15 protein-coding genes and 1 riboswitch are annotated in these 21455 nt (G+C 68.7%); of the genes, 8 read left to right on the top strand and 7 right to left on the bottom strand.

Annotated features, from left to right (window positions below; translation table 11 throughout):
- Nucleotides 1-20 precede the first annotated feature (20 nt).
- Nucleotides 21-1979, top strand: coding sequence for a vWA domain-containing protein (locus ACZ3HV_RS27720; RefSeq protein WP_465688160.1), 1959 nt, complete (start codon nucleotides 21-23; stop codon nucleotides 1977-1979).
- 42 nt (nucleotides 1980-2021) lie between these two features.
- Here ACZ3HV_RS27720 and metE read toward each other — a convergent pair whose 3' ends face one another.
- Complete coding sequence (gene metE, locus ACZ3HV_RS27715) at nucleotides 2022-4262, bottom strand: 5-methyltetrahydropteroyltriglutamate--homocysteine S-methyltransferase (RefSeq protein WP_465688158.1); 2241 nt, start codon at nucleotides 4260-4262, stop codon at nucleotides 2022-2024.
- Between the two features lie 126 nt (nucleotides 4263-4388).
- Nucleotides 4389-4610, bottom strand: a riboswitch (cobalamin riboswitch).
- 43 nt (nucleotides 4611-4653) lie between these two features.
- Nucleotides 4654-5520: an ABC transporter substrate-binding protein gene (locus ACZ3HV_RS27710; protein ID WP_465688156.1), complete on the bottom strand. Its 867-nt coding sequence runs from the start codon at nucleotides 5518-5520 to the stop codon at nucleotides 4654-4656.
- Nucleotides 5521-5904: 384 nt separating this feature from the next.
- Between ACZ3HV_RS27710 and ppdK the strand changes: the two genes are divergently transcribed.
- Nucleotides 5905-8559, top strand: a complete 2655-nt coding sequence (gene ppdK, locus ACZ3HV_RS27705) for a pyruvate, phosphate dikinase (protein ID WP_465688154.1) — start codon at nucleotides 5905-5907, stop codon at nucleotides 8557-8559.
- A gap of 874 nt (nucleotides 8560-9433) precedes the next feature.
- A complete protein-coding gene (locus tag ACZ3HV_RS27700) occupies nucleotides 9434-9712 on the top strand; it encodes a YciI family protein (RefSeq protein WP_465688152.1) in 279 nt (92 codons plus the stop codon).
- A gap of 5 nt (nucleotides 9713-9717) precedes the next feature.
- Here the strand turns inward: ACZ3HV_RS27700 and ACZ3HV_RS27695 are convergent, their stop codons facing one another.
- Nucleotides 9718-10968, bottom strand: coding sequence for an acyl-CoA thioesterase/bile acid-CoA:amino acid N-acyltransferase family protein (locus ACZ3HV_RS27695; RefSeq protein ID WP_465688150.1), 1251 nt, complete (start codon nucleotides 10966-10968; stop codon nucleotides 9718-9720).
- A 27-nt stretch (nucleotides 10969-10995) separates the two neighbouring features.
- Nucleotides 10996-12216, bottom strand: coding sequence for a hypothetical protein (locus ACZ3HV_RS27690; protein WP_465688148.1), 1221 nt, complete (start codon nucleotides 12214-12216; stop codon nucleotides 10996-10998).
- Between the two features lie 170 nt (nucleotides 12217-12386).
- On the opposite strand from ACZ3HV_RS27690, the gene ACZ3HV_RS27685 reads away from it, so the two are divergent.
- Complete coding sequence (locus tag ACZ3HV_RS27685) at nucleotides 12387-13913, top strand: helix-turn-helix domain-containing protein (RefSeq protein WP_465688146.1); 1527 nt, start codon at nucleotides 12387-12389, stop codon at nucleotides 13911-13913.
- On the opposite strand, the gene ACZ3HV_RS27680 is transcribed toward ACZ3HV_RS27685, so the two are convergent.
- Nucleotides 13878-14738: an alpha/beta hydrolase gene (locus ACZ3HV_RS27680; RefSeq protein WP_465688144.1), complete on the bottom strand. Its 861-nt coding sequence runs from the start codon at nucleotides 14736-14738 to the stop codon at nucleotides 13878-13880. The genes ACZ3HV_RS27685 and ACZ3HV_RS27680 overlap by 36 nt on opposite strands.
- Nucleotides 14739-14841: 103 nt before the next feature.
- Here ACZ3HV_RS27680 and ACZ3HV_RS27675 point away from each other — a divergent pair, with 103 nt between their 5' ends.
- Both ACZ3HV_RS27675 and ACZ3HV_RS27670 read left to right on the top strand, forming a co-directional pair.
- Nucleotides 14842-15468 (top strand): TetR/AcrR family transcriptional regulator, encoded by a 627-nt coding sequence (locus ACZ3HV_RS27675; RefSeq protein ID WP_465688142.1) that lies wholly within the window; start codon nucleotides 14842-14844, stop codon nucleotides 15466-15468.
- A gap of 31 nt (nucleotides 15469-15499) precedes the next feature.
- Complete coding sequence (locus ACZ3HV_RS27670; protein ID WP_465688140.1) at nucleotides 15500-16105, top strand: dihydrofolate reductase family protein; 606 nt, start codon at nucleotides 15500-15502, stop codon at nucleotides 16103-16105.
- Nucleotides 16106-16140: 35 nt separating this feature from the next.
- Here the strand turns inward: ACZ3HV_RS27670 and ACZ3HV_RS27665 are convergent, their stop codons facing one another.
- Nucleotides 16141-16866, bottom strand: a complete 726-nt coding sequence (locus tag ACZ3HV_RS27665; protein WP_465688138.1) for a DUF899 family protein — start codon at nucleotides 16864-16866, stop codon at nucleotides 16141-16143.
- Between the two features lie 109 nt (nucleotides 16867-16975).
- Between ACZ3HV_RS27665 and ACZ3HV_RS27660 the strand changes: the two genes are divergently transcribed.
- Nucleotides 16976-18211, top strand: a complete 1236-nt coding sequence (locus tag ACZ3HV_RS27660; protein ID WP_465688136.1) for a deoxyguanosinetriphosphate triphosphohydrolase — start codon at nucleotides 16976-16978, stop codon at nucleotides 18209-18211.
- Here the strand turns inward: ACZ3HV_RS27660 and ACZ3HV_RS27655 are convergent.
- Nucleotides 18195-20129, bottom strand: coding sequence for an exo-alpha-sialidase (locus ACZ3HV_RS27655; protein ID WP_465688134.1), 1935 nt, complete (start codon nucleotides 20127-20129; stop codon nucleotides 18195-18197). The two genes, ACZ3HV_RS27660 and ACZ3HV_RS27655, sit on opposite strands and share 17 nt — an antisense overlap.
- A 76-nt stretch (nucleotides 20130-20205) precedes the next feature.
- Here ACZ3HV_RS27655 and ACZ3HV_RS27650 point away from each other — a divergent pair, with 76 nt between their 5' ends.
- Nucleotides 20206-21453, top strand: a complete 1248-nt coding sequence (locus ACZ3HV_RS27650) for an NAD(P)/FAD-dependent oxidoreductase (protein ID WP_465688132.1) — start codon at nucleotides 20206-20208, stop codon at nucleotides 21451-21453.
- Nucleotides 21454-21455 lie beyond the last annotated feature (2 nt).

Below are 21455 nucleotides of genomic sequence, written 5' to 3'. Positions count from 1 at the left end.
AGTCCAGGCCGGGAGGCCCCATGACCGCGTCCATACCGGAAGGCTGGTCCTACGGGCCGTGGCATGACGGGCCTGATCCACTCAAGGCGCCGGCGGATCTGCGGGACGCGCTGGACGAGATCGGCCGCGACGTGATGAGCGGTTCGTCGCCGCGGTCCGCGCTGGAGGAGCTGCTCCGGCGCGGAACCCGGAACACCCAGGGCCTGGACGATCTCAGCCGCCGGTTGTGGGAGCGCCGCCGCGAGATCCAGCGGCGGCACAACCTCGACGGCACGCTGCGGGACGTCCAGCGGTTGCTCGACGAGGCGCTCGAGGCCGAGCGGCACGAGCTGTTCCCGAACCCGTCCGACGACGCCCGGTTCCGGGAGGCTCAGCTCGACGCGCTCCCGTCCGGTACGGCGGCCGCCGTCCGGGAGCTGGCCACCTACGACTGGCAGTCGCCGGAGGCTCGGGAGAAGTACGAGGAGATCCGGGAGTTGCTCGGGCGTGAGTTGCTCGGGTCACGGTTCGAGGGCATGAAGGAGGCGCTGCAGCAGACCACGCCCGAGGACGTCGAGGCCATCAACGAGATGCTCACCGACCTCAACGCATTGCTCGCGGCGCACGCACAGGGCCGGCCGGAGGTGCCGGAGCTGTTCGAGGAATTCATGGCTAAGCACGGCGAGTTCTTCCCGGAGAATCCGCGGAACGTCGACGAACTGATCGACATCCTCGCGCAGCGGGCAGCCGCGGCGCAACGGATGCTGAACTCGATGACGCCCGAGCAGCGGGCCGAGCTGATGGAGCTGTCACAGCAGGCGTTCGGCAGCCCGCAGCTCGCGCAGCAGCTGTCGCAGCTCGACGCGCAGTTGCAGGCGCTCCGGCCGGGCGAGGACTGGTCCGGATCGGAGCGGATGAGCGGTGACGATCCGCTCGGTCTCGCCGATGGTGCGCGGGCGATGTCGGATCTCGCCGAGCTGGACGCGTTGGCCGAGCAGCTGGCGCAGTCGTACCCGGGTGCGCGGTTGGAGGACATCGATCTCGACGCGCTCACGCGGCAGTTGGGTGACGAGGCAACGGTTGATGCCCGTCGGCTGTCCGAGCTCGAGCGGCAGCTTCGCGATCAGGGTTTGCTGGAACGGGCGCCCGACGGATCGTTGCGGTTGTCACCGAAGGCGTTGCGGCAACTCGGTCAGACTGCGTTGGCCGACGTACTGCGGACTGCCCGGGGATCCGGTGAACGCGACGCAGCCAATGCGGGCGCGGCCGGTGAGCTGAGCGGGTCCACGCGGCAGTGGGAGTTCGGCGACACCCAGCCGTGGGACGTTCCCCGGACGGTGCGGAACGCCGTACTGCGGACGGCTTCGCGCAGCGGGTCCGTCAAGCTGGACGTCGCAGATGTTGAGATCGCGGAGACCGAGCACCGGGCCCGGGCCGCGGTCGCGTTGCTGGTCGACACGTCCTGGTCGATGGTCCAGGAGGGTCGCTGGCTGCCGATGAAGCGGACGGCGCTCGCGCTGCACCAACTCATTTCGACGCGCTACCGCAACGACGCGCTGCAGTTGATCACCTTCGGCCGGTACGCCGGAGTCGTCGAGCTGCCGCAGTTGATCGGGATGGAAGGCACCTGGGAACAGGGCACCAACGCGCATCACGCCCTGCTGCTGGCCGGCCGTCACCTGCGCCGGCATCCGGACGCGCAGCCGGTCGTGCTGATGGTGACCGATGGCGAGCCGACCGCGCACCTCGAGCCGGACGGTACGGCGGAGTTCTCGTACCCGCCCGAGCCGGCGACGTTGCGGAAGACGATCTTCGAGGTGGACCGGCTGGCCAAGCTCGGTGCTTCGCTGACCGTGTTCCGGCTTGGTGATGACCCGCGCCTGAACGCGTTCGTCGACCTGCTCGCCCGCCGTAGTGGCGGGCGGGTGCTGGCGCCCGACTCGGACGGCCTCGGTGCCGCGGTGGTCGGGGACTACCTGCGCACTCGCCGGAAACTGTGAGCTGTGGGCACCTTGATAGGTGCCCACAGCAACATCATTCGATCAGGACCTGGCGGCCCGCGCTGCCTCGACCAGGTGCCGCAGGGCGGGGACGACCTCGTCGTACCCGCGCGTCTTCAGGCCACAGTCCGGGTTGATCCACAGTTGCTCGGCGGAGGTGGTAGCGAGGGCGGCCTGGATCAGGGCGGTGAGTTCCTCGGTGCTCGGGACCCGTGGTGAGTGGATGTCGTACACGCCAGGCCCGACCCCGCGCCGGAAGCCGACGGCGGCGAGATCCGCCAACACCTCCATCCGCGAGCGCGCCGCCTCGATCGTGGTGACGTCCGCGTCCAGCCCGTCGATCCCGGCGATCACCGCACCGAACTCCGAATAGCACAGGTGCGTGTGGATCTGGACGCCCGCCGCTGCTCCACCCGTCGCCAGCCGGAACGCACCGACCGCCCAGTCCAGATACGCCTTCTGTTCCGCGGCCCGGAGCGGCAGCAGTTCGCGCAACGCAGGCTCATCGACCTGCACGATCCTGATCCCGGCCGAGACCAGGTCGGCCAGTTCGTCGCGGAGCGCCAACGCGACCTGGTCGGCCGTGGTGGCAAGCGGCTGGTCGTCCCGGACGAACGACCACGCCAGGATCGTCACCGGCCCGGTCAACATCCCCTTCACGGGTCGCTCGGTCAGGGACTGCGCGTACGACGCCCACGGCACGGTCATCGGGGCCGGTCGCGACACCTCGCCGTGCAGGATCGGCGGACGGACGCAGCGGCTGCCGTACGACTGCACCCAGCCGTGTTTGGTGGTCGCGAAGCCGTCCAGTTGCTCAGCGAAGTACTGGACCATGTCGTTGCGCTCGGGCTCACCATGCACAAGTACGTCGAGCCCGAGCTCCTCCTGCAGCCCGATCACCCGTGCGATCTCGGCCCGCATCCGCTCGTCGTACGTCGCTGAGTCGATCCGACCGACCCGCAGATCGGCACGGGTCCGGCGGATGTCCGCGGTCTGCGGGAAGGACCCGATCGTGGTGGTTGCGAGCGCCGGCAGCCCGATCGACTCCTGCGCGGTACGGCGTTCGTCGTACGACGGCCGCTGTCGATCCGCGGGACGAATCGCGGCCGCCCGTTCGCGGACCGCCTGTTCGCGGGCGAGGCCGGACTCCTCGACCGGTCCGCCCGGCGGGTTGCCGAGGTCGACCAGGACCCCTTCGCTGAGGGCTCGGCCGAGTACGACGACCTCGTCGACCTTCTGCCGTACGAAGGCGAGCCGCTCGCGGACGCGCGGATCCAGCTCGTCCTCGGCCTCCACGTCGTACGGGACGTGCAGCAGCGAGCAGGAAGTGGAGACGACCAGCTGCCCGACCGAGTCGAGCAACTTCGCGCAGGTGGAGAGTGCGTCGCCCAACGGCGTGCGCCAGACGTTGCGGCCGTCGACCACTCCGGCGACCACGGTCTTGCGCCGCAGACTCGGCAGTACGGCGAGTTGGTCGACAAGCCCGGGGGCGGACACGAGGTCGACCGCGAGACCGTCGATGGCGGTCGACGTCAGTACTGGCAACGCGGGGCCGGGGTCACCGAAGTACGTCGCGATCAGGAGTCGTGGGCGGTCGGTGAGTGTGGCCAGGCGGTCGTAGGCGCGACGGAGAGCGTCGAGCTCGGCGGGGGTGCGGTCCTGGACCAGGGCCGGCTCGTCCAGCTGCACCCATTCCGCTCCGGCGGATTCGAGTTGGTTGAGCAGGTCGGCGTACGCATCCACTAGGCGGTCGAGCAGGCTGAGCGGTTCGAACCCAGGCGTGACGGACTTCGAGAGCAGCAGGAAGGTCAGTGGTCCGATCAGGACCGGGCGGGTGTCGACGCCGAGCTCGCGTGCGGCCGCCAGGTCCTCGAGCGGCTTGGTCGCGTCGAGCTGGAAGACGGTGTCCTCGGTGAGCTCGGGGACCAGGTAGTGGTAGTTGGTATCGAACCACTTCGTCAGCTCCAGCGGCGCGACCTCGTCCCGGCCGCGGGCCATCGCGAAGTACGTGTCGAGCTTGGAGAGGCCCCGGAAGCGGTCGGGGACGATGCCGAAGAGTTGCACGTGGTCGAGCATCTGGTCGTAGTACGAGAAGGTGTTGCCGGGGAGCACGTCGAGGCCGCGGCCGGCCAGGTCGCGCCAGGTGTCGGCCCGTAGCCGGTGGGCGGCTGCCTCCAGCTCGGCCGCGTTGCTGTCGCCGGACCAGTACTTCTCGACGGCCTTCTTGAGTTCGCGGGCCGGGCCGATCCGTGGGTAGCCCAGCACCGTCTTGATGGTGTTCACGTCTCTCTCCTCGCGAGCGTGCCGATGGTTCGGCGGTTCGCGGAGAGACCGTGCCGGTGGGGTCGGTTGGATGCGGCCGACCGGGCAGGGTCCTCCCACGAGACCGCCGTTCCCGCGCGCACCGGGTTGGTGCGCGCACCGGCGGCAGGTCTTCGGACTCACGGGCGGACCGGTCGCTGACCGGTGGACCTACTGGCCGTCGCTTCCCGGACGCTGGGCGTCCAGTGCATGTGACGGCGGTCGTTCCCGTTCACCGCTGCGGGGCAGTCCCGGATTCCCACCGGGTTCCCTCTTGCCTCGCGCGATCACAACCACATGACCACGCGAACCGTCGGCGTACCCGAGCGTACGCGCGCCGGCCGCGGATCGCCGTACGTCGAGACGAACGCCACTACCGCAGTCGTCGAGCGATCTTCTGATCCGGGGTCTTGTCGTGGAGGAGGGCGGCGAGCAGCTCGATCCCGTCGACGAGCCGGGGACCCGGCCGGGCGAAGTACCCGTTCGCGTCGACCGCCCACACCGGGATGCTCGGTGGGAGGAGATTCAAGAGGTCGGCTGTCAGTCGGGCGGCACCGTCGAGGTCGTACCCACACGGAGCTGAGACGATCACGTCCGGTCGCGCGCCGGCGACCGCCTCCCAGGTGATCGGGGTCGAACGCTGACCCGCGGCGCCCAGGACGTTGGTGCCACCCGCCAGCGCCACCATCTCCGGCAACCAGTGTCCTGGCGCGTACGGCGGATCCGTCCACTCGAGCAACGCCACCCGCGGCCGCGTGCGGTTGGCTCGGACTGCCGCGGCGCGCAGCCGGCGACGGAGGTTGTCCAGGAGCGGGATGGGGTCTCGGTCGATTGCTTTGGCCATGGTTTCGATCGAGGTGAGGACCTCTTCGAGGTTGTGTGGGTCGGTGGTGACCACCTCGGCTTGGCAGCCCAGGTAGCTGAGGGCGTCGGCTACGTCGGTCACGTCGATCGCGCAGACCTTGCACAGGTCCTGGGTGATGACGACATCCGGGTCGAGTTCGCGCAAGGCACCCGCGTCGAGGCGATAGAGATCCTCGCCGGCCGCGACCCGCTGCCGGACCAACGCGTCGATCTCACCCGGCGTCAGCTCGTCGGGCAGCGCGGTCGTCGACACGATCCGCCGAGCCCGCGCCGCCGCCGGATGGTCGCACTCGAACGTCACGCCGACCACATCATCACCGGCACCCAGCGCGAAGCAGATCTCGGTCGCAGACGGCAGCAACGAAACGATCCGCACCTAACGACCTTATCCGCCACCCGGCCCCGCAAGCCCCGCGCCCCGATCCCGCAAGCCCCCTGACCCCACCTCGCAACCCTCACACCCCCGGCCCGCAGGCCACACGACCCCGCCCCGCAGGGCGGGTGAGCCTTGCCGAAAAGTCCTGTTTGGGTTGGCGCGAGGATTCATCGGCGAACGCGACGATTGTCTTGCGTTGTCAATGAGGGAAGGGTTTTCCGGCCTTCGACCTGTGGGCAGGGTCACGTCGGCATCGTGAGACCAGTGTTCAACTGGACTGGTTTTCTGGCTTACCCTGAAAAGACGCCCCCGCCATCGGAGTCGATGGGCCAGCGGACCACACGCCGCGACTCACCAGCACCGCCCGCAACCTTGGGAGTGACAGTGCCGAAACTCGTCTACGACTTCGCCGAAGGCAACAAGGACATGAAGGAGCTGCTCGGCGGCAAGGGGGCGAACCTGGCTGAGATGACCAATCTCGGCCTGCCCGTGCCACCCGGTTTCACCATCACCACCGACGCGTGCCGCGCGTACCTGACGACCGGCTCGGTGCCGCCGGAGCTCGCAGACGAGATCGACCACTACGTCGACGTGCTACAGCAGAAGATGGGCAAGAAGCTCGGCCAGGCCGACGACCCGCTGCTGGTCTCGGTGCGGTCCGGCGCGGCCGCGTCGATGCCCGGGATGATGGAGACTGTCCTCAACGTCGGCCTCAACGACGACTCGGTGAACGGGTTGGCGCACCACTCCGGCAACCCGCGGTTCGCCTGGGACGCGTACCGGCGGCTGATCCAGATGTTCGGCAAGACCGTGCTCGGCATGGAGGGCGAGGTCTTCGAGCAGGCGCTCGACGCGGCCAAGGAGGCCAGGGGTGCCGGCACCGACCTCGACCTGGACGCCGACGACCTGAAGGGCCTGGTCGAGGCGTTCAAGCAGGCCGTGCACGAGCACACCGGCCGCGAGTTCCCGCAGGACCCGCGGACCCAGATGGACCTCGCGATCGAGGCCGTCTTCGGCTCGTGGAACTCCGACCGCGCCATCCTGTACCGCCGCCAGGAGCGGATCGCCACCGACCTCGGAACCGCGGTCAACATCTGCTCGATGGTGTTCGGCAACCTCGGCATGGACTCCGGCACCGGCGTCGCGTTCACCCGCGACCCGTCGAGCGGCCAGCCGGGTGTGTACGGCGACTACCTGCAGAACGCGCAAGGCGAGGACGTGGTGGCCGGCATCCGCAACACGGTCCCGCTGGCGGACCTGGAGCAGATCGACAAGACGTCGTACGACGATCTGATGGCGATCATGGCCAAGCTCGAGGGGCACTACCGTGACCTGTGCGACATCGAGTTCACCGTCGAGCGCGGGAAGCTGTGGATGCTGCAGACCCGGGTCGGCAAGCGGACCGCGGCCGCGGCCTTCCGGATCGCGACCAGCCTGATCGACGAGGGCGTGATCGACACCGACGAGGCGCTGCGCCGGGTCAAGGGCGCGCAGCTCGCGCAGCTGATGTTCCCGCGGTTCGACACGGACGCGGACAAGGACCTGATCACCAAGGCGATCGGCGCGTCGCCGGGTGCGGCCTCGGGCACGGTCGTATTCACCTCCGCGGCCGCGGTCGAGGCGGCGGACAAGGGCGAGAAGGTGATCCTGGTCCGCCGCGAGACGAACCCGGACGACCTGCACGGCATGATCGCGGCGCAGGGCATCCTGACCAGCCGCGGCGGCAAGACCTCGCACGCGGCCGTGGTCGCCCGCGGCATGGGCAAGACCTGTGTCTGCGGCGCCGAGGAACTCGACGTGAATGTTGCCCAGGGCACCATCAAGGTCAACGGCATCGTGATCGGGGCCGGCGAGACGATCTCGATCGACGGCACCACCGGCGAGGTGTTCCGCGGCGAGGTCCCGGTCGTGCCGTCGCCGGTCGTCCAGTACTTCGAGGGCTCGCTGGCCCCGGACGCCGGGGACGAACTGGTGGCCGCCGTACACCGGTTGATGACGCATGCCGACGAGGTACGGCGGCTCGGCGTACGGACCAATGCGGACACCGCGGACGACGCGGCCCGCGCGCGGCGGTTCGGCGCGGAGGGGATCGGGCTGTGCCGGACCGAGCACATGTTCCTGGGGGAGCGGCGCGAGTCGGTCGAGCGGTTGATCCTGGCGGACAACGACGCCGATCTCGCGGCGGCGCTCGCGGAGCTCGAGCCGTTGCAGCGTGGCGACTTCCTCGAGTTGCTGGCCGCGATGGACGGGCAGCCGGTGACGATCCGGCTGATCGACCCGCCTTTGCACGAGTTCCTGCCGTCGATGGAGGAGCTCGCCGTGAAGGTCGCACTGGCGCGCGAACGTGGTGAGGAGCCCGGGCACGACGCCGCGCTGCTGACCGCGGTCGAGCGGCTGCACGAGGAGAACCCGATGCTCGGCCTGCGCGGTGTCCGGCTCGGCCTGGTCGTCCCCGGCCTGTTCGCGATGCAGGTGCGGGCGATCGCGTCGGCGGCGGTGGAACTCCGTGGACAGGGCAACGACCCGCGGCCGGAGATCATGATCCCGCTGGTCGGCGCGGTCCAGGAGCTGCATCTGGTCCGGGACGAGGTGGAGCGGGTGCTCGCCGACGTGGGTGTCGACTGGACCATCCCGATCGGCACGATGATCGAGCTGCCGCGGGCCGCGGTGATCGCGGACCAGATCGCCGAGGCGGCCGACTTCTTCTCGTTCGGGACGAACGACCTGACCCAGACCACCTGGGGCTTCAGCCGCGACGACGTCGAGGGCGCGTTCTTCTCCCGCTACCTCGAGAAGGGCATCTTCGCGGTGTCGCCGTTCGAGTCGATCGACCGCGAGGGGGTCGGCGCGCTGGTCCGCACCGGCGTCGAGCGCGGCCGCGCCACCAAGCCCGACCTCAAACTCGGCATCTGCGGTGAGCACGGCGGTGACCCCGACAGCATCCACTTCTTCCACGAGGTGGGCCTGGACTACGTCTCCTGCTCGCCGTTCCGCATCCCGGTCGCGCGCCTGGAGGCCGGCCGCGCAGCACTCGACTGACCGCCCGGCACCGTTCGAGGGGATATCCGGCGCTCCGATCGGTTCCGTGGGTGTTTCGGCCGGATCGCCAGGCCATCACAACACCGCGAATGCGACGGCTTCCCGCGAGCGGTCGCGGCGTCTCAGTGATTGTGATGGCCCGGAGGTCCGGCCACCCCCTCCCGCCCCGAGGCGGTGCCGGGTATGGCGATGCCGGGCCGCTTGTCCGGGTCTGCACCACTCACCAGCGGCCCGCACCACTCATCAAGCAGCGCGATGCCGGAGCTGCCAGGCTCGGCCGCGAGCAGTCGGTGGCTGGACCGGTTGGTGAGTGCGCCACGTCCGCCCGGGTCGAGCCCCGTGGGCAGGCAGCCCGGGTCAGGCTGGGGAGGATCTGCCTCCCGATCCGGGACGAGATCCTCCCCACCCCGGCGGCAGACGGCAGAACAAGACCAGCTGCCCGGACGCGAAGAAGGCCAACGAACCACCCAAGGATGCGTCACAAGAGCCGGATATCCCCTCAGCTTGTCCCTTCTCCCCCCGTATAAGAGCGGAGAAGGGGCAAGTCGGACGGATATCCCCTCGAATGGACCGTGGTGGATTGCTTCGTGGATTGCTTGACAGTGGCTGGGTGTGACCGTCCGTAGAGCGGGATCGAGGTTCTCAGAGATTGGATCGGCACGGCGAACACTGTGCGTTACGGGTGGGAGCTGTCCGCATAATTTCTCTTAACCAACCCCTTGCGTAAGCGCTCTCCGGGTGGCGAGAATGTGCGGGCGGGAAGGGCGATCACTCGTCGACTTTCGGGTCTGACCTGAACCAGCCGCTGTGGCGGCTCGTGACTCCCTTCCCGCACCAAACTTCTTGTTTTCAAGGCCGTTGTAGGGTTTTCTGCATGGCCCTCTATGTCGTGCAGCTGCGCTTCGACCTTGCCGAGACCGACCGCCGGATGGAGGTCCGTCCGGCCCACCGCGAGTACCTCACCGAGCTGAAGGCCGTCGGCAAGCTCGTCGCCGCCGGACTCTTCGCCGACCAGACCGGCGCCCTCCTCGTGTACGACGTCGCCGACGAGGCCGAGCTGCGCGACATCCTCGCGAAGGACCCGTACACCCCGGCCAACGTGTATGAGATCGCAACTCTGGCGGAGTGGCAGCCGCTGTTCCCGTTCAGCTGACGGGGTCAGTGCTGAAGGGAAGCGAGCAAGGCGAGCACCCGCGTCCAGCCCTGCCGAAGGGCGGACTCGTTGGCGGCGCGGGTGCCGCCGAGCGGGAGCAGCCGGCCGGTGACCGGATGCATGACGCTCGTCCCGTGCGGAAGGTACGGCGCTCCGCTGACACCGTGACCGGCGTTCGGGACGACCAGAGCCTCGTGCCGGAATCGCTTGCCGGCCTGGTCGAGCTTGGCGACGATCAGCGATGCCGCCGGGTTCGATAGCCAGACCAGGTCGTCGGTCCCGGCGACCGCGAGGACGGGACCGTCGACCTGGTCGACCGGGATCAGGTCCTCCGGCAGCTGCTGCCCGTGCAGCGTCCAGGCCGAGCCGTTCGGGGTGGGGAATGACCCGTGGATCACGGCGCTCGGCGCATACAGCACGGCGCCGTGGACCAGGCTCGGGAAGTTCTGGCACAGCAGGAGGGCGGCTTCCGTCCCGCGGGACGCGGTGAGGACGATCACGCGGTTCGGGTCGACCCCGGGCTGCCGTGCCAGCAGCCGTGCTGCGGACGCGAAGTACTCCAACGGGATGTTGCGGAGGTCGTCCGGCAGGCCCGGTGCATGGAAGTAGGCCACGGTCAGTGCGGGGTAGCCGTGCGATGCCACCAGGTCCGCGGTCGACAGCAGGCCGAGACCACCCTCGGAACCCCCGAACATCAGTACGGCGGGGTGCTTCGCGTGATCGGGTGGCGGAGCGACGTACATGCCGCTGACCTTGTCCTTGGTCAGGCTGACTGGCCTCGTCGTGACGCCCGGGCCAACCCACTGTCTGGTCAAGGTCGTGCGCACGACCTCCTTGCCGTCCTTGTGGACGAAGACGTCGAGGTGCTCGACTGGGCGGCCGTCCTCGTCCGGCGGGACGTAGGACTGCGCGTCGGGGTCGCCATCGGGCGGGTTCATCGACCAGAACAGGCCCATCCCGTCGGTGTCCTGGTAGCTGCCGGAGGACGGCTTGGCGCGATCGAGGTAGATCGTCCCGTGGTCGTCGGCGGTGAAGCTCGCCTCGCCGTGCCACTTCTTGCCGTCATGATCGACGGCCTCGGCGCCGACGGTCACCTTCGCGTGCGATGTGAGGCCCGTCACCGTGAGGTGGACGGCCTGGTCGGCGAGTGCGACCGCATGATCGACGTGAATGACCGCGTGGTCAGCGCCGGGCGAACACCCGGCCGCGACCAGGCAGACAGTCGTGGCCAGCATGCTCGCGCGGATCCGGACCATAGCCAGCATGTTCGCGCAGATCCGGGGTCAGATGTCGGCGCCTTCCAGGTCCAGGTGGTCGACGTAGGCCCAGAGCCAGACGAGTGGGGCGAGCACCAGTTCCGGTTCGCCGTCTTCGTCGGCGATGAAGAGCATCGAGGCTTCGCCGTTGGCGATGTCCTCGATGACCGCCTCGCACAGCTCGAGGGCGAGCTCGAACGGCAGCAGGCGCGGCCCGTTCTCCCAGCGCGGCTCGGGGAGCGGGAGTACCGGCGCTTCGTCGGTTCCGCCCAGTTCGACCGAGACCTTCTGCAGTTCCTCGTAGAGGTCGAAGGTGATCAGCCCGGCGAGCGGGCGGCCGTCGAGGCCGATCAGGTACGGGTCGTCGGAGCCGTCGCGGAAGTTGTCGCGGATGTCCGGCAGCGCGGCCCTCAGATCGGAGGCTTCCAGGTACGGCGCCTCGCCCGGCTCCTCGTCGGACTCGACCTCGACGAGCCCGCTGCGCATCCGGTCGAAGTCGTGCAGGAGGTCGTTCAGTTCGTCGTACGCGCCACCGCCGGGAGCCTTCTGCGCCCGCGTCTCCAGATCCCGCAGGTGCTCGACCAGGTCGTCCTCGAAGTGCAGCTCGTAGCGCGGCAGGTGCGCCTCGCGGCCGGTGTTGATCTGCGCGACGAGCTGGGTCGACACCGGCCCGAGCCGCTCGGCCAGCACCTCCAGCGGCGTGGTCGGCTTCTCCTCGTCGTCGTGCGCGCAGGAGTCGTCCTCGACCTTGCCCTCGCCCTCCATCGCGAGCAGCACCTGGAACGCCGGGAACGCGACCAGCGCCGCGGTCGCCATCATCCCGTCGCCGATCAGCATCAGCGGGTTGCCGCCGGCCTCGGTCCGGCGCAGATGATCGGGCATCAGTACGGCGGCCTGCTCGACGTTCACCTGACTCGCGAGCGACGAGAGCCCGTGGTCGCCGTCGACACCGAGCAGCTCGACCAGGCGCTCCGAGCTCATGTCGAAGTTCGAGCGCAGGTAGTACCGCAGCCAGCCCGCGTCGACCGGGCTCGCCAGCAGCTCCGCGATCCGCGCCCGGAAGTCGGCCAGGTCCGCGATCGCGAGCACCACCAGCACCGGCTGGTCGCCGTCACCGATCACCAGCGGCCGGGTGTCGCCGTTGTGGAATCCCTCGATGACCTGGTGCAGGCTGTCCGCGGCTGCCTCGAGCGGCCACGACTCCGCCTCGAACTCGCTGACCACCGCGGCGGAGGTGTCGTCGGGCATCTGCTGATCCTCTCCTGGCGGCCGGAGTTGGAGTAACTGTAGGCGGCGGTCGTTTCGACGGACGGTAGTGGGTCCGTCGGGGGCCGGTGTGAGGGCCGGCGTGACATTGGCTACGCTGGCACCGGCGGGTCGATGCAGAGGTATCTCACATGTGAGATAAGGTCCGGCGCATGACCGATGACTACCTGAGCCGGATCGGAAATCTCATCCGGGACGCCCGCAAGCACCGCGGCTGGACGCAGACGCAACTCGCGGAAGTACTGAACACCAGCCAGAGTGCGGTGAACAGGATCGAAAAGGGTCATCAGAACCTCACCCTCGAGATGCTCGCCCGGATCGGCGAGGCACTCGACTCCGAAATTGTCTCTCTCGGCGGCGGGCCGGTCCACCTCCGCGTCGTGGGCGGAGTGCGGTTGTCCGGGTCCATCGACGTGAAGTCGAGCAAGAACGCCGGTGTCGCGCTGCTGTGTGCCAGCCTGCTGAACAAGGGCCGTACGACGCTGCGCAAGGTGGCCCGGATCGAGGAGGTCAACCGGCTGCTCGAGGTCCTGAACTCGATCGGCGTGCGGACCACCTGGCTGAACGACGCCGGCGACCTGGAGATCGTCCCGCCGGCCCACCTCGACCTGGCCGCGATGGATGCCGAGGCGGCACGGCGTACCCGCTCGATCATCATGTTCCTCGGCCCGCTGCTGCACCGCGAGGACACTTTCCAGTTGCCGTACGCCGGTGGCTGCGACCTGGGCACGCGGACCGTCGAGCCGCACATGGCCGCGCTGCGTCCGTTCGGGCTGGAGGTGAAGGCGACCGGCGGTGAGTACCACGCGGTGGTGAATCGGGCGCTGAGCCCGGGCAAGCCGATCGTGCTGACCGAGCGCGGCGACACCGTGACCGAGAACGCGATCATGGCCGCGGCCCGGTACGACGGTGTCACGGTGATCCGCAATGCCAGCTCGAACTACATGGTCCAGGACCTGTGCTTCTACCTCGACCTGCTCGGCGTGAAGATCGACGGCGTCGGTTCCACCACGCTGACCGTGCACGGCAAGGCCGAGATCGACGTGGACGTCGACTACGCGCCGTCCGAGGACCCGATCGAGGCGATGAGCCTGCTCACCGCGGCGATCGTGACCGGCTCGGAGATCACCATCCGGCGGGCGCCGGTGGAGTTCCTCGAGATCGAGCTTGCGCTGCTCGAGGAGATGGGCTTCGACTACAGCCGCACCGACGAGTACCTGGCCGAGAACGGGCGGACCCGGCTGGTCGACCTGACCACCCGGCCGTCGAAGCTGCACGCGCCGATCGACAAGATCCACCCGATGCCGTTCCCCGGCCTGAACATCGACAACCTGCCGTTCTTCGCGGTGATCGCGGCGAAGGCGACCGGTCAGACGCTGATCCATGACTGGGTCTACGAGAACCGGGCGATCTACCTGACCGACCTGAACAAGCTCGGCGGCCGGGTCAAGCTGCTCGACCCGCACCGGGTGATGGTCGAAGGCCCGACACACTTCTCGGGTGCGGAGATCATGTGCCCGCCGGCGCTGCGCCCGGCCGTGGTCACGCTGATCGCGATGATGGCCGCGAAGGGTACGTCGGTCCTGCGCAGCGTCTACGTGATCAACCGCGGCTACGAGGACCTCGCCGCCCGGCTGAACTCGCTAGGCGCCCAGATCGAGACGTTCCGGGACATCTGAGTCCTGGACGTCTGAGTCCTGCAGGAAGGCGACGGCCTCGGTGATCACTTCCGGACCGGCCAGGATCCGGCTGTGACCGAGGCCGCTCGTCGGCAGGAAATGCGCCCGCGGCCCGTAGGCCCTCAAGAGCACTCGCGCCTGCTGCGGATCAACCACCTCGTCCTCGTCGTTGTGGATCACCAGCAGATCGATGTCGCCGGTGGCCACCGAGAACCGGGTCCAGATCCCGTCGTCGCCATCGAAGTACCCGCGCTCGATGCGGCGCCGGAGCTCTCGGTTGATCTTCGGGCCCAGACCCAGCTCGCGGCAGAAGGTGTCCGCCAGGTAGGCGAACTCGGCGACGCCGCTGATCGTGACCAGCCGGCGGGCGGCGACCCCTTCGCGGACGGCGTACAGGGCGAACGGTACGCCGAGGGAGTGGGCGATCACGCCTTCGAACGGGCCGTGCCGTTCCTCCAGTCCGCGGATGATGCGCTGGTGGCCGAGGATCGACACGATCGGCCCCGCGGAGTCGCCGTGGCCGGGAGCGTCGTACGAGATCGGGCTGTAGCCGAGCTCGAGCAGCTTGGTGACGAACCCGGCGTACCGGGACGCGCGGGAGCGCCAGCCGTGCACGAGCAGCACCGGCCGGCGACCGTCGCCCCACGCGTAGGTGACGACCCCGTCGACGACCTCGACCCGCGCGGCCTCGTGGATCTTGCGCTCGGAGTCGCGGACCTGGCCGCGGGCGAAGGGGCGGCGCCAGAGTGCGAATGCGAGGCGCCCGGCCAGCCGGGGTGACAACGATCCGATTGTCGACAATCCGGTTCTGACTAGCTTCTTCATGGCGCTCCTCGGCTCCGTGGCGTTGATCTCTGGCAAACTATACGAACGGTCGTATTATTAGTTTGTCGGGACGCGAACGTCAACACCACTAGGATCGGGAACCGTGGAGAAGGTCGACGGACGGTTGGTGCGGGGTGACCAGACCCGGCGCGCGGTCCTGCGCCGGGCGGTCGACATCGCGTCGGTCGACGGACTCGAAGGGCTGTCGATCGGGCGGCTCGCGACCGAGCTGGGGATCAGCAAGAGCGGGCTGTTCGCGCACTTCGGCTCGAAGGAGGAGTTGCAGCTCGCAACGATCCGGGCCGCGCGACGGATCTACGCCGACAACGTGGTGACGCCTGCGTTCGAGGTCGAGCCCGGGCTCGGGCGGGTCTGGGCGTTGAGTGCGCACTGGCTCGACTACTCGCAGAGCCGGGTGTTCCCGGGCGGGTGCTTCTTCCAGAAGGTCTCTCACGAGTACGCGGCCCGTGGGGGAGCGGTGCAAGACTCACTCGCCGCTGTGCATCGCGAGTGGATGGATCTGATCGAGACCATGATCAGCGAGGCGATCGAGCGCGGCGAGCTGGCCGGGGATCCGAAGCTCCTGGCCTTTGACCTCAACGCGTACTACGAGGCGGCGAACCTCGCGTCGATCCTGCACGAGGACAACACCACCTACGACCAGGCCCGTCATGCGGTCCGCTTCCGACTGGAGTCAGCAGCTACTGCGGGCACAACGTTGCCCTGGTGAGGTTGTCGGTGGGCTTCTCTAGGTTGGCGGCATGCGGCCTCAGGTGGTGGCTCAGGTGGCGGTCTCGCTGGACGGGGTGACGTCGGGGTTCGATGTCGACCTCGCGCGGTTCTACGCGCTCGCGACCTTGTGGCAGGAGGACGTCACGCTGGCCGGCGCCGACACGATCCTCGCGCAGGAGATCGCCGTACGGGCCGCTCCTCGGCCAGGGCCGAAGCCCGATGGTCCGTTGCTCGCGGTGGTGGACAGTCGCGCGCGGGTCCGCGAGTGGGAGACGCTGCGACAGCTCGGCTACTGGTCCGACGTCCTTGCCTTGTACGCCGATCAGACCCCGGCGCGACCGCCTGATGCGACGACCCGCGAGCTCGTCACCGGCTACGAGCACGTTGACCTGGCCGAGGTGCTCGATGTCCTCGGTCGGCGTGGGGTGCAGACTGTTCGCGTCGACTCCGGCGGTGCGCTCGTCAATGCGCTCCTCGACCTCGGGCTGGTCGACGAGCTCGCCCTGCTGGTCCACCCGGTGCTCGTTGGCACCGGCCGACGCTGGTGCGACACCCGGAAGCTGAACCTGCACCCGGTCGGCACCGAGGTATTCGAGGGCGGCGTCGTCTGGCTCCGCTACTGCGTCTCCACCTGACGCCCGATGGAGACCGCTCTGGCGACTCACGCCCCTCAGGTGAGATCGTCAGAGCGGCCGGCCTCCAGGCGTGACCACTGCGAGATGGGGCGGCCGTTGCCGGTCAGGCCACCGACCTCCCACTGCTGCGGCCGGCCGTCGGGGGAGTCCTCGTGTACTTCCTGGCGCCCGTACACGGTGAGGTCCATCAGCGAGTAGCTGTTGTCCATCACCTCGACGCCGCGGATGGTGGTCCACCAGGTCTCGAACACGCGATCGCCGTCGCGGACGTAACAGACCAGGTGCATGTTGCCGATCCTGCGCCCGACGAGGAGTTCGTCGAGGGAGTCCACGGCCGAGTACCACGGCATCGTCCAGCCCATGAAATCGCGGTAGCGGCGGCTCTCGTCGTACGGGCCCTGGCAGAAGACGGCGTACGTGATGTCGCGGGAGTGCAGGTAGGACAGTTCCGCGACGTTGCCGTTGCACCACGTGCAGCCCTGGCACTGCTCGGCCGCGGGGTGGCCGGTGTGCCACATGAAGTAGTAGGCGATGAGTTGCTTGCGTCCTTCGAAGGCGTCGAGCAGGGTGAGTGGTCCCTTGGGTCCGACCAGTTCGATGCGCGCGTCCACCTCGACCATGGGGAGGCGCCGGCGAGCCGCCGCGATCGCATCACCCTCGTGGGTGTGTGCCTTCTCCCGTACGCGCAGAGCGTCCAGTTCCGTCTCGAACGCGGTCCGATCGACTACCTCCGGCAGGCTTGACCTTCGTTCGTCAACCACGACTACTTTCCTTCCGTCGATTACCTGGTACCCGGAACGTCGGAGCCGATGCGCTCTGCGTGACATGTGTTCACCGAACTGTCGGTGATGGCCGCTACTGTGAGCAGTGATGAGGAAGCAGCATGAGTGGTACGACGAGCATGACGCCGAGCGATGGGTCGCCGAGCCGGTCAAGCGGCCGGGGCGGACAGCCTTCGCTCGTGATCGCGCGCGCGTACTGCACAGTGCGGCGTTGCGGCGGCTGGCGGCCAAGACGCAGGTGGTGACGGCCGGTAGTGACGACTTCGTCCGCAATCGTTTGACCCACAGCCTCGAGGTCGCGCAGATCGGTCGCGAGCTGGCCGCGACGCTCGGCTGCGATCCGGACATCGTGGACGCCGCTTGCCTGTCGCACGACCTGGGGCATCCGCCGTTCGGGCACAACGGCGAGCGGGCGCTCGACCAGGTCGCCGCGGAGATCGGCGGGTTCGAGGGGAACGCGCAGACGTTGCGATTGCTGACCCGGCTGGAGTCGAAGACCTTCGACTCCGACGGCCGCAGTGTCGGCCTCAACCTCAGCCGCGCGACGCTTGACGCCGCGACGAAGTATCCGTGGCCGCGGCGGGCCGGCGAGCGCAAGTTCGGGGTGTACGACGACGATCTCGCGGTCTTCACGTGGTTGCGTCCGGGCGTCGGCGAGCGCCGCTGCCTGGAGGCGCAGGTGATGGATTTCGCCGACGACGTGGCCTACTCGGTGCACGACGTCGAGGACGGGATCGTTGCCCACCACATCGATCTCGCCGCGGTCGGCGCCGACCGGGCGCCGTACTGGGAGATCGTCCGGCAGTTGTACTTGCCAGAGGCAACCGACGCGGACCTGGACGAGGGGTGGACGCGGCTCACGTCGCTGAACTACTGGCCGGGCGGCCCGTTCGACGACAGCCGGCGAGCGCTCGGTGGGCTGAAAGACCTGACCAGCCAACTGATCGGCCGCTTCGCCACCGCGGCCGAGCAGGCCACGCACGCCGTCTTCGGCCGCTCCCGCCTGATCCGCTACGAGGCCGACCTGGTCGTCCCCGACGGCGTCCGGGTAGAGATCGGGCTGCTCAAGGGCATCGGCATGTTCCACGTCCTCAACTCACCCGAACGCCAGGCCCGCCGCGCCTTGCAGCGCGAGCTGCTCACCGAGCTCGTCGAAGCCTTGTGGAAGACGGCGCCCCTGCACCTGGACGCCGCCTTCCGTAGCGACTTCACCGAGGCCACCGACGATCACGCTCGTCTCCGCGTCATCGTCGACCAGGTAGCCTCCCTCACCGACCCCTCGGCCCAGGCCTGGCACTCACAGTTGGTCAGCCGACCGAGCTGAACGGGAGATCGAGGCCGAGCTGCGAGCGGATGGGCTTGTTGGTCTGGCGGATCTGGTCGAGCTCGGTCGTGGAGAGTGCGCGGCGGTAGACGCGGACCTCGTCGACGCTGCCCTGGAAGCGGTTGACACCATCGACTCGCTGTCCGATATGGATGCCTTGCACACCGAACTCCTTGCCGGCCGTCACCGACCCGGGTGGTGCGGTGGCGGAGCCGACCTCGACCCCGTCGACCAGCAATCTCAACTTCCCCCCGGTCCGTTGGAGCACCACGTGGTGCCATTGGTTGTCGTTGTACGCCGACGCCGACTGCACAGTGATGTTGAAACGGTCGACCGCCAGAAGCGCCCGGATTCGGTTGCTCTCCGGCTCTGCTCGCAGCCAGACCTGCGGTGTTGTTCCCGACCCGGTGCGGAAGGCCCACAGGATCGCGTGGGATCCGGTGGTGGCGCCGTACTTGATCCACGCCATCATCGTGAAGTCGTCCGCGCCGAGATCGATCGAGCGGTCGAACGGCACCTCGACCCGATCGTCCACCCCATCGAGCGCCAGGCCGGTGCCGAACTTGCCCGGGGCAACAGTCGCCCCACCACGGACGTACGCCGGATTGTGGGCCGGGCCCACGTCAGGTGTGAGCGGCCCGGGTGCGGGCGGCCCCGGAATGCCCGGGGGAGTGCCGTTCGGTGTCGACAGGTACGCCTCGTTGAAGCGTGCGTACCGGATCGTCTCGTACGGGTTCGCGACGCCCGCCTCGTAGAGCAGCCCGGCCTGGTCGCCGTCGAGCCGGACCATGTCCGAGTACGCCGTCGGACCCCAGTAGAAGACCTTGCCCTGCTGCCACGTGTCCCAGGTCCGAGCCTCGTCGTACGACGAACGCACCGTCATCACCTCGCGGGCCGCCGGATGGGCCGGCGCGGAGAACAGGATCCGGTTGCGCCGATCGCCTTCGTTGCGGGCGCTGAAGCGCAGCAAGGAACCTTGGACATCGGGCATCACGAGTTTTGGCAACGTCCGGAAGCGTGCGTCGAAGGTGTCGCCGCCATCGCTGCTGATCGCGTACGCGCGACTGCCCGGGTCGGTGCCGCGTTCGCGGGCCAGCGCGTAGATCCGGCCGTCGGTCAACTCGACCACGGTCACCTCCTGGGCGATCACCGTGCCGTCGTCGCGGGAGGTGGTCGCGCCGATGTGCCAGCTCTGGCCGGAGTCGTCGCTGTAGAGCAGATGCGTGCCGTAGACGTGCGGACCGACGCCGTCGTACGTCTCGAAGTTGGCGCCGACGACCAGTCGGCCGGCGTGCTCGCCGTGCTGGAGCTGGATGCCGTGCATCGGGCCGGTCGCGTACCAGAAGTTCCAGCTCGGCAGCTTGGCGTCGGTGAGCTCGCGAGGCGCCGTCCAGGTCGTGCCGGAGTCGTCGCTGGTCTGGACGTACGGGTCGCGATCGCAACCGTTCGTGCAGGGCTCGGGGCCGTTGTGCGTAGTAATGAGGACAATCCGACCAGTCTGATTGTCAACAATCGGCACCGGGTTGCCGTGCGTACCGCCGTTGCCGTCCGAGACCACCTGGAGTGGTCCCCAGGTCTTGCCGCCGTCCGGTGACTTGCGCAGGACGATGTCGATGTCGCCGTCGTCGCCACAGTCCGCGACCCGGCCCTCGGCGAACGCGAGCACCGTGCCGTCCTTCGCGCGGACGATCGCGGGGATGCGGAAGCACGAGTACCCGTCGGTCTTCTGCTGGAACAGCACGTTGTCCTCGACGAACGGCGCCGAGGCGTCGGGCGTCGCGGGCTGCGCGGCGACTGCGACCGCGGCCGGCGGCGAGGCGGCGAAGGTGGTGAGTGTGGTGAGGGATCCGAGCACGAACAGGGCGGCGGCCGCGAGGCGGCCGGGTGGGAAGGCGCGCATGAGACTCCCGGAGGACATAGGACGTATGATGTCCTCCGCCACGGTAGTGACTCAGTGACCACGCGACAAGGCTTCGCGCACTAGAGTCGGCTGCATGAGTGACGCAGATCAGCAGGCCATGGTCATCGTTGGTGCGAGCCTTGCGGGTGCGACCGCGGCGGAGACGCTGCGGACCGAAGGCTGGACCGGCGGCATCGTCCTGATCGGCAGTGAGAGCGCACTGCCGTACGAGCGACCGCCGTTGTCCAAGGGGGTGCTGCTCGGCAAGGACCAGACCGACGTCGCCCAGTTGCATGACCAGCAGTGGTACGACGACAACAACGTCGAACTGCGTCTCGGCCGGACCGTCACGGCGATCGACCCCGCGGCCCACACCGTCACCGTGGACGACGGTTCACAGGTGTCGTACGGCAAGCTGCTGATCTCCACGGGCAGCCGGGTCCGGAAGCTCGACGTACCGGGTGCCGACCTGCCGGGCATCAACTACCTGCGGACGGCCGAGGAGTCGCAGGCGCTGACCGACGCGTACGCCGCCAAGCCGCGCGTCGTCGTGGTCGGCGCCGGCTGGATCGGGCTGGAGGCGGCATCGGCCGCCCGAGAGCGCGGCTGCGAGGTCACGGTCGTCGAGCCGCAGTCGACTGCGCTGGCCGCGGTCCTCGGGGAGGAGGTCGGGGAGTTGTTCGCCGAGTTCCACCGGCAGCACGGGGTCCAGTTCCGGTTCGGCGCCAGGGTCGAGGGCTTCGAGGGCACCGACAAGGTGACCGGGGTGCGGCTCGCCGGCGACGAGGTGCTTCCGGCGGAACTGGTGGTCGTCGGCGTCGGCGTCCAGCCGAACGTCGAGCTGGCCGCGGACGCCGGCATCGAGGTCGCGACCCGTGAGAACGGCTCGGGCATCGTGACCGGTCCGGATCTGCGGACGTCGGCCGAGGACGTGTACGCCGCGGGCGATGTGGTGCGCTGGGACCACCCGCTGTTCGGCGGGCCGGTGCGGGTCGAGCACTGGCAGAACGCCAAGGACACCGGCAAGTCGGCGGCCAAGGCGATGCTCGGCCAGGACGTCGCGCACGACGCGATCCCGTTCTTCTTCACCGACCAGTTCGACCTGGGCATGGAGTACGCCGGCTACGTCCCGCACGGAACGTCGTACCAGGTCGTGCTGCGGGGTGACCCGAAGTCCGGCGCCTACGTCGCGTTCTGGGTGGACGACGACCGGCACGTGCTGGCCGGCATGCACGTCAACACCTGGGGCGCGACCGACGCCATCCAGGACCTGATCCGCTCCGGCAAGCAGGTCGACCCGGCCCGCCTCGCCGACACCTCGGTGGAGCTCGTGGACATCTAAGC

This window comes from Kribbella sp. NPDC020701 (assembly GCF_055562215.1).
This window is presented reverse-complemented; position numbering and strand designations above follow the sequence as displayed.

Excerpts from the sequence above, each read along its gene's own strand:
- ACZ3HV_RS27720 (WP_465688160.1), top strand. The coding sequence starts at position 21 with ATGACCGCGTCCATACCGGAAGGCTGGTCCTACGGGCCGTGGCATGAC.
- ACZ3HV_RS27700 (WP_465688152.1), top strand. The coding sequence starts at position 9,434 with ATGGCCCTCTATGTCGTGCAGCTGCGCTTCGACCTTGCCGAGACCGAC.
- ACZ3HV_RS27695 (WP_465688150.1), bottom strand. The coding sequence starts at position 10,968 with ATGGTCCGGATCCGCGCGAGCATGCTGGCCACGACTGTCTGCCTGGTC.
- ACZ3HV_RS27690 (WP_465688148.1), bottom strand. The coding sequence starts at position 12,216 with ATGCCCGACGACACCTCCGCCGCGGTGGTCAGCGAGTTCGAGGCGGAG.
- ACZ3HV_RS27685 (WP_465688146.1), top strand. The coding sequence starts at position 12,387 with ATGACCGATGACTACCTGAGCCGGATCGGAAATCTCATCCGGGACGCC.
- ACZ3HV_RS27680 (WP_465688144.1), bottom strand. The coding sequence starts at position 14,738 with ATGAAGAAGCTAGTCAGAACCGGATTGTCGACAATCGGATCGTTGTCA.
- ACZ3HV_RS27670 (WP_465688140.1), top strand. The coding sequence starts at position 15,500 with ATGCGGCCTCAGGTGGTGGCTCAGGTGGCGGTCTCGCTGGACGGGGTG.
- ACZ3HV_RS27660 (WP_465688136.1), top strand. The coding sequence starts at position 16,976 with ATGAGGAAGCAGCATGAGTGGTACGACGAGCATGACGCCGAGCGATGG.
- ACZ3HV_RS27655 (WP_465688134.1), bottom strand. The coding sequence starts at position 20,129 with ATGTCCTCCGGGAGTCTCATGCGCGCCTTCCCACCCGGCCGCCTCGCG.
- ACZ3HV_RS27650 (WP_465688132.1), top strand. The coding sequence starts at position 20,206 with ATGAGTGACGCAGATCAGCAGGCCATGGTCATCGTTGGTGCGAGCCTT.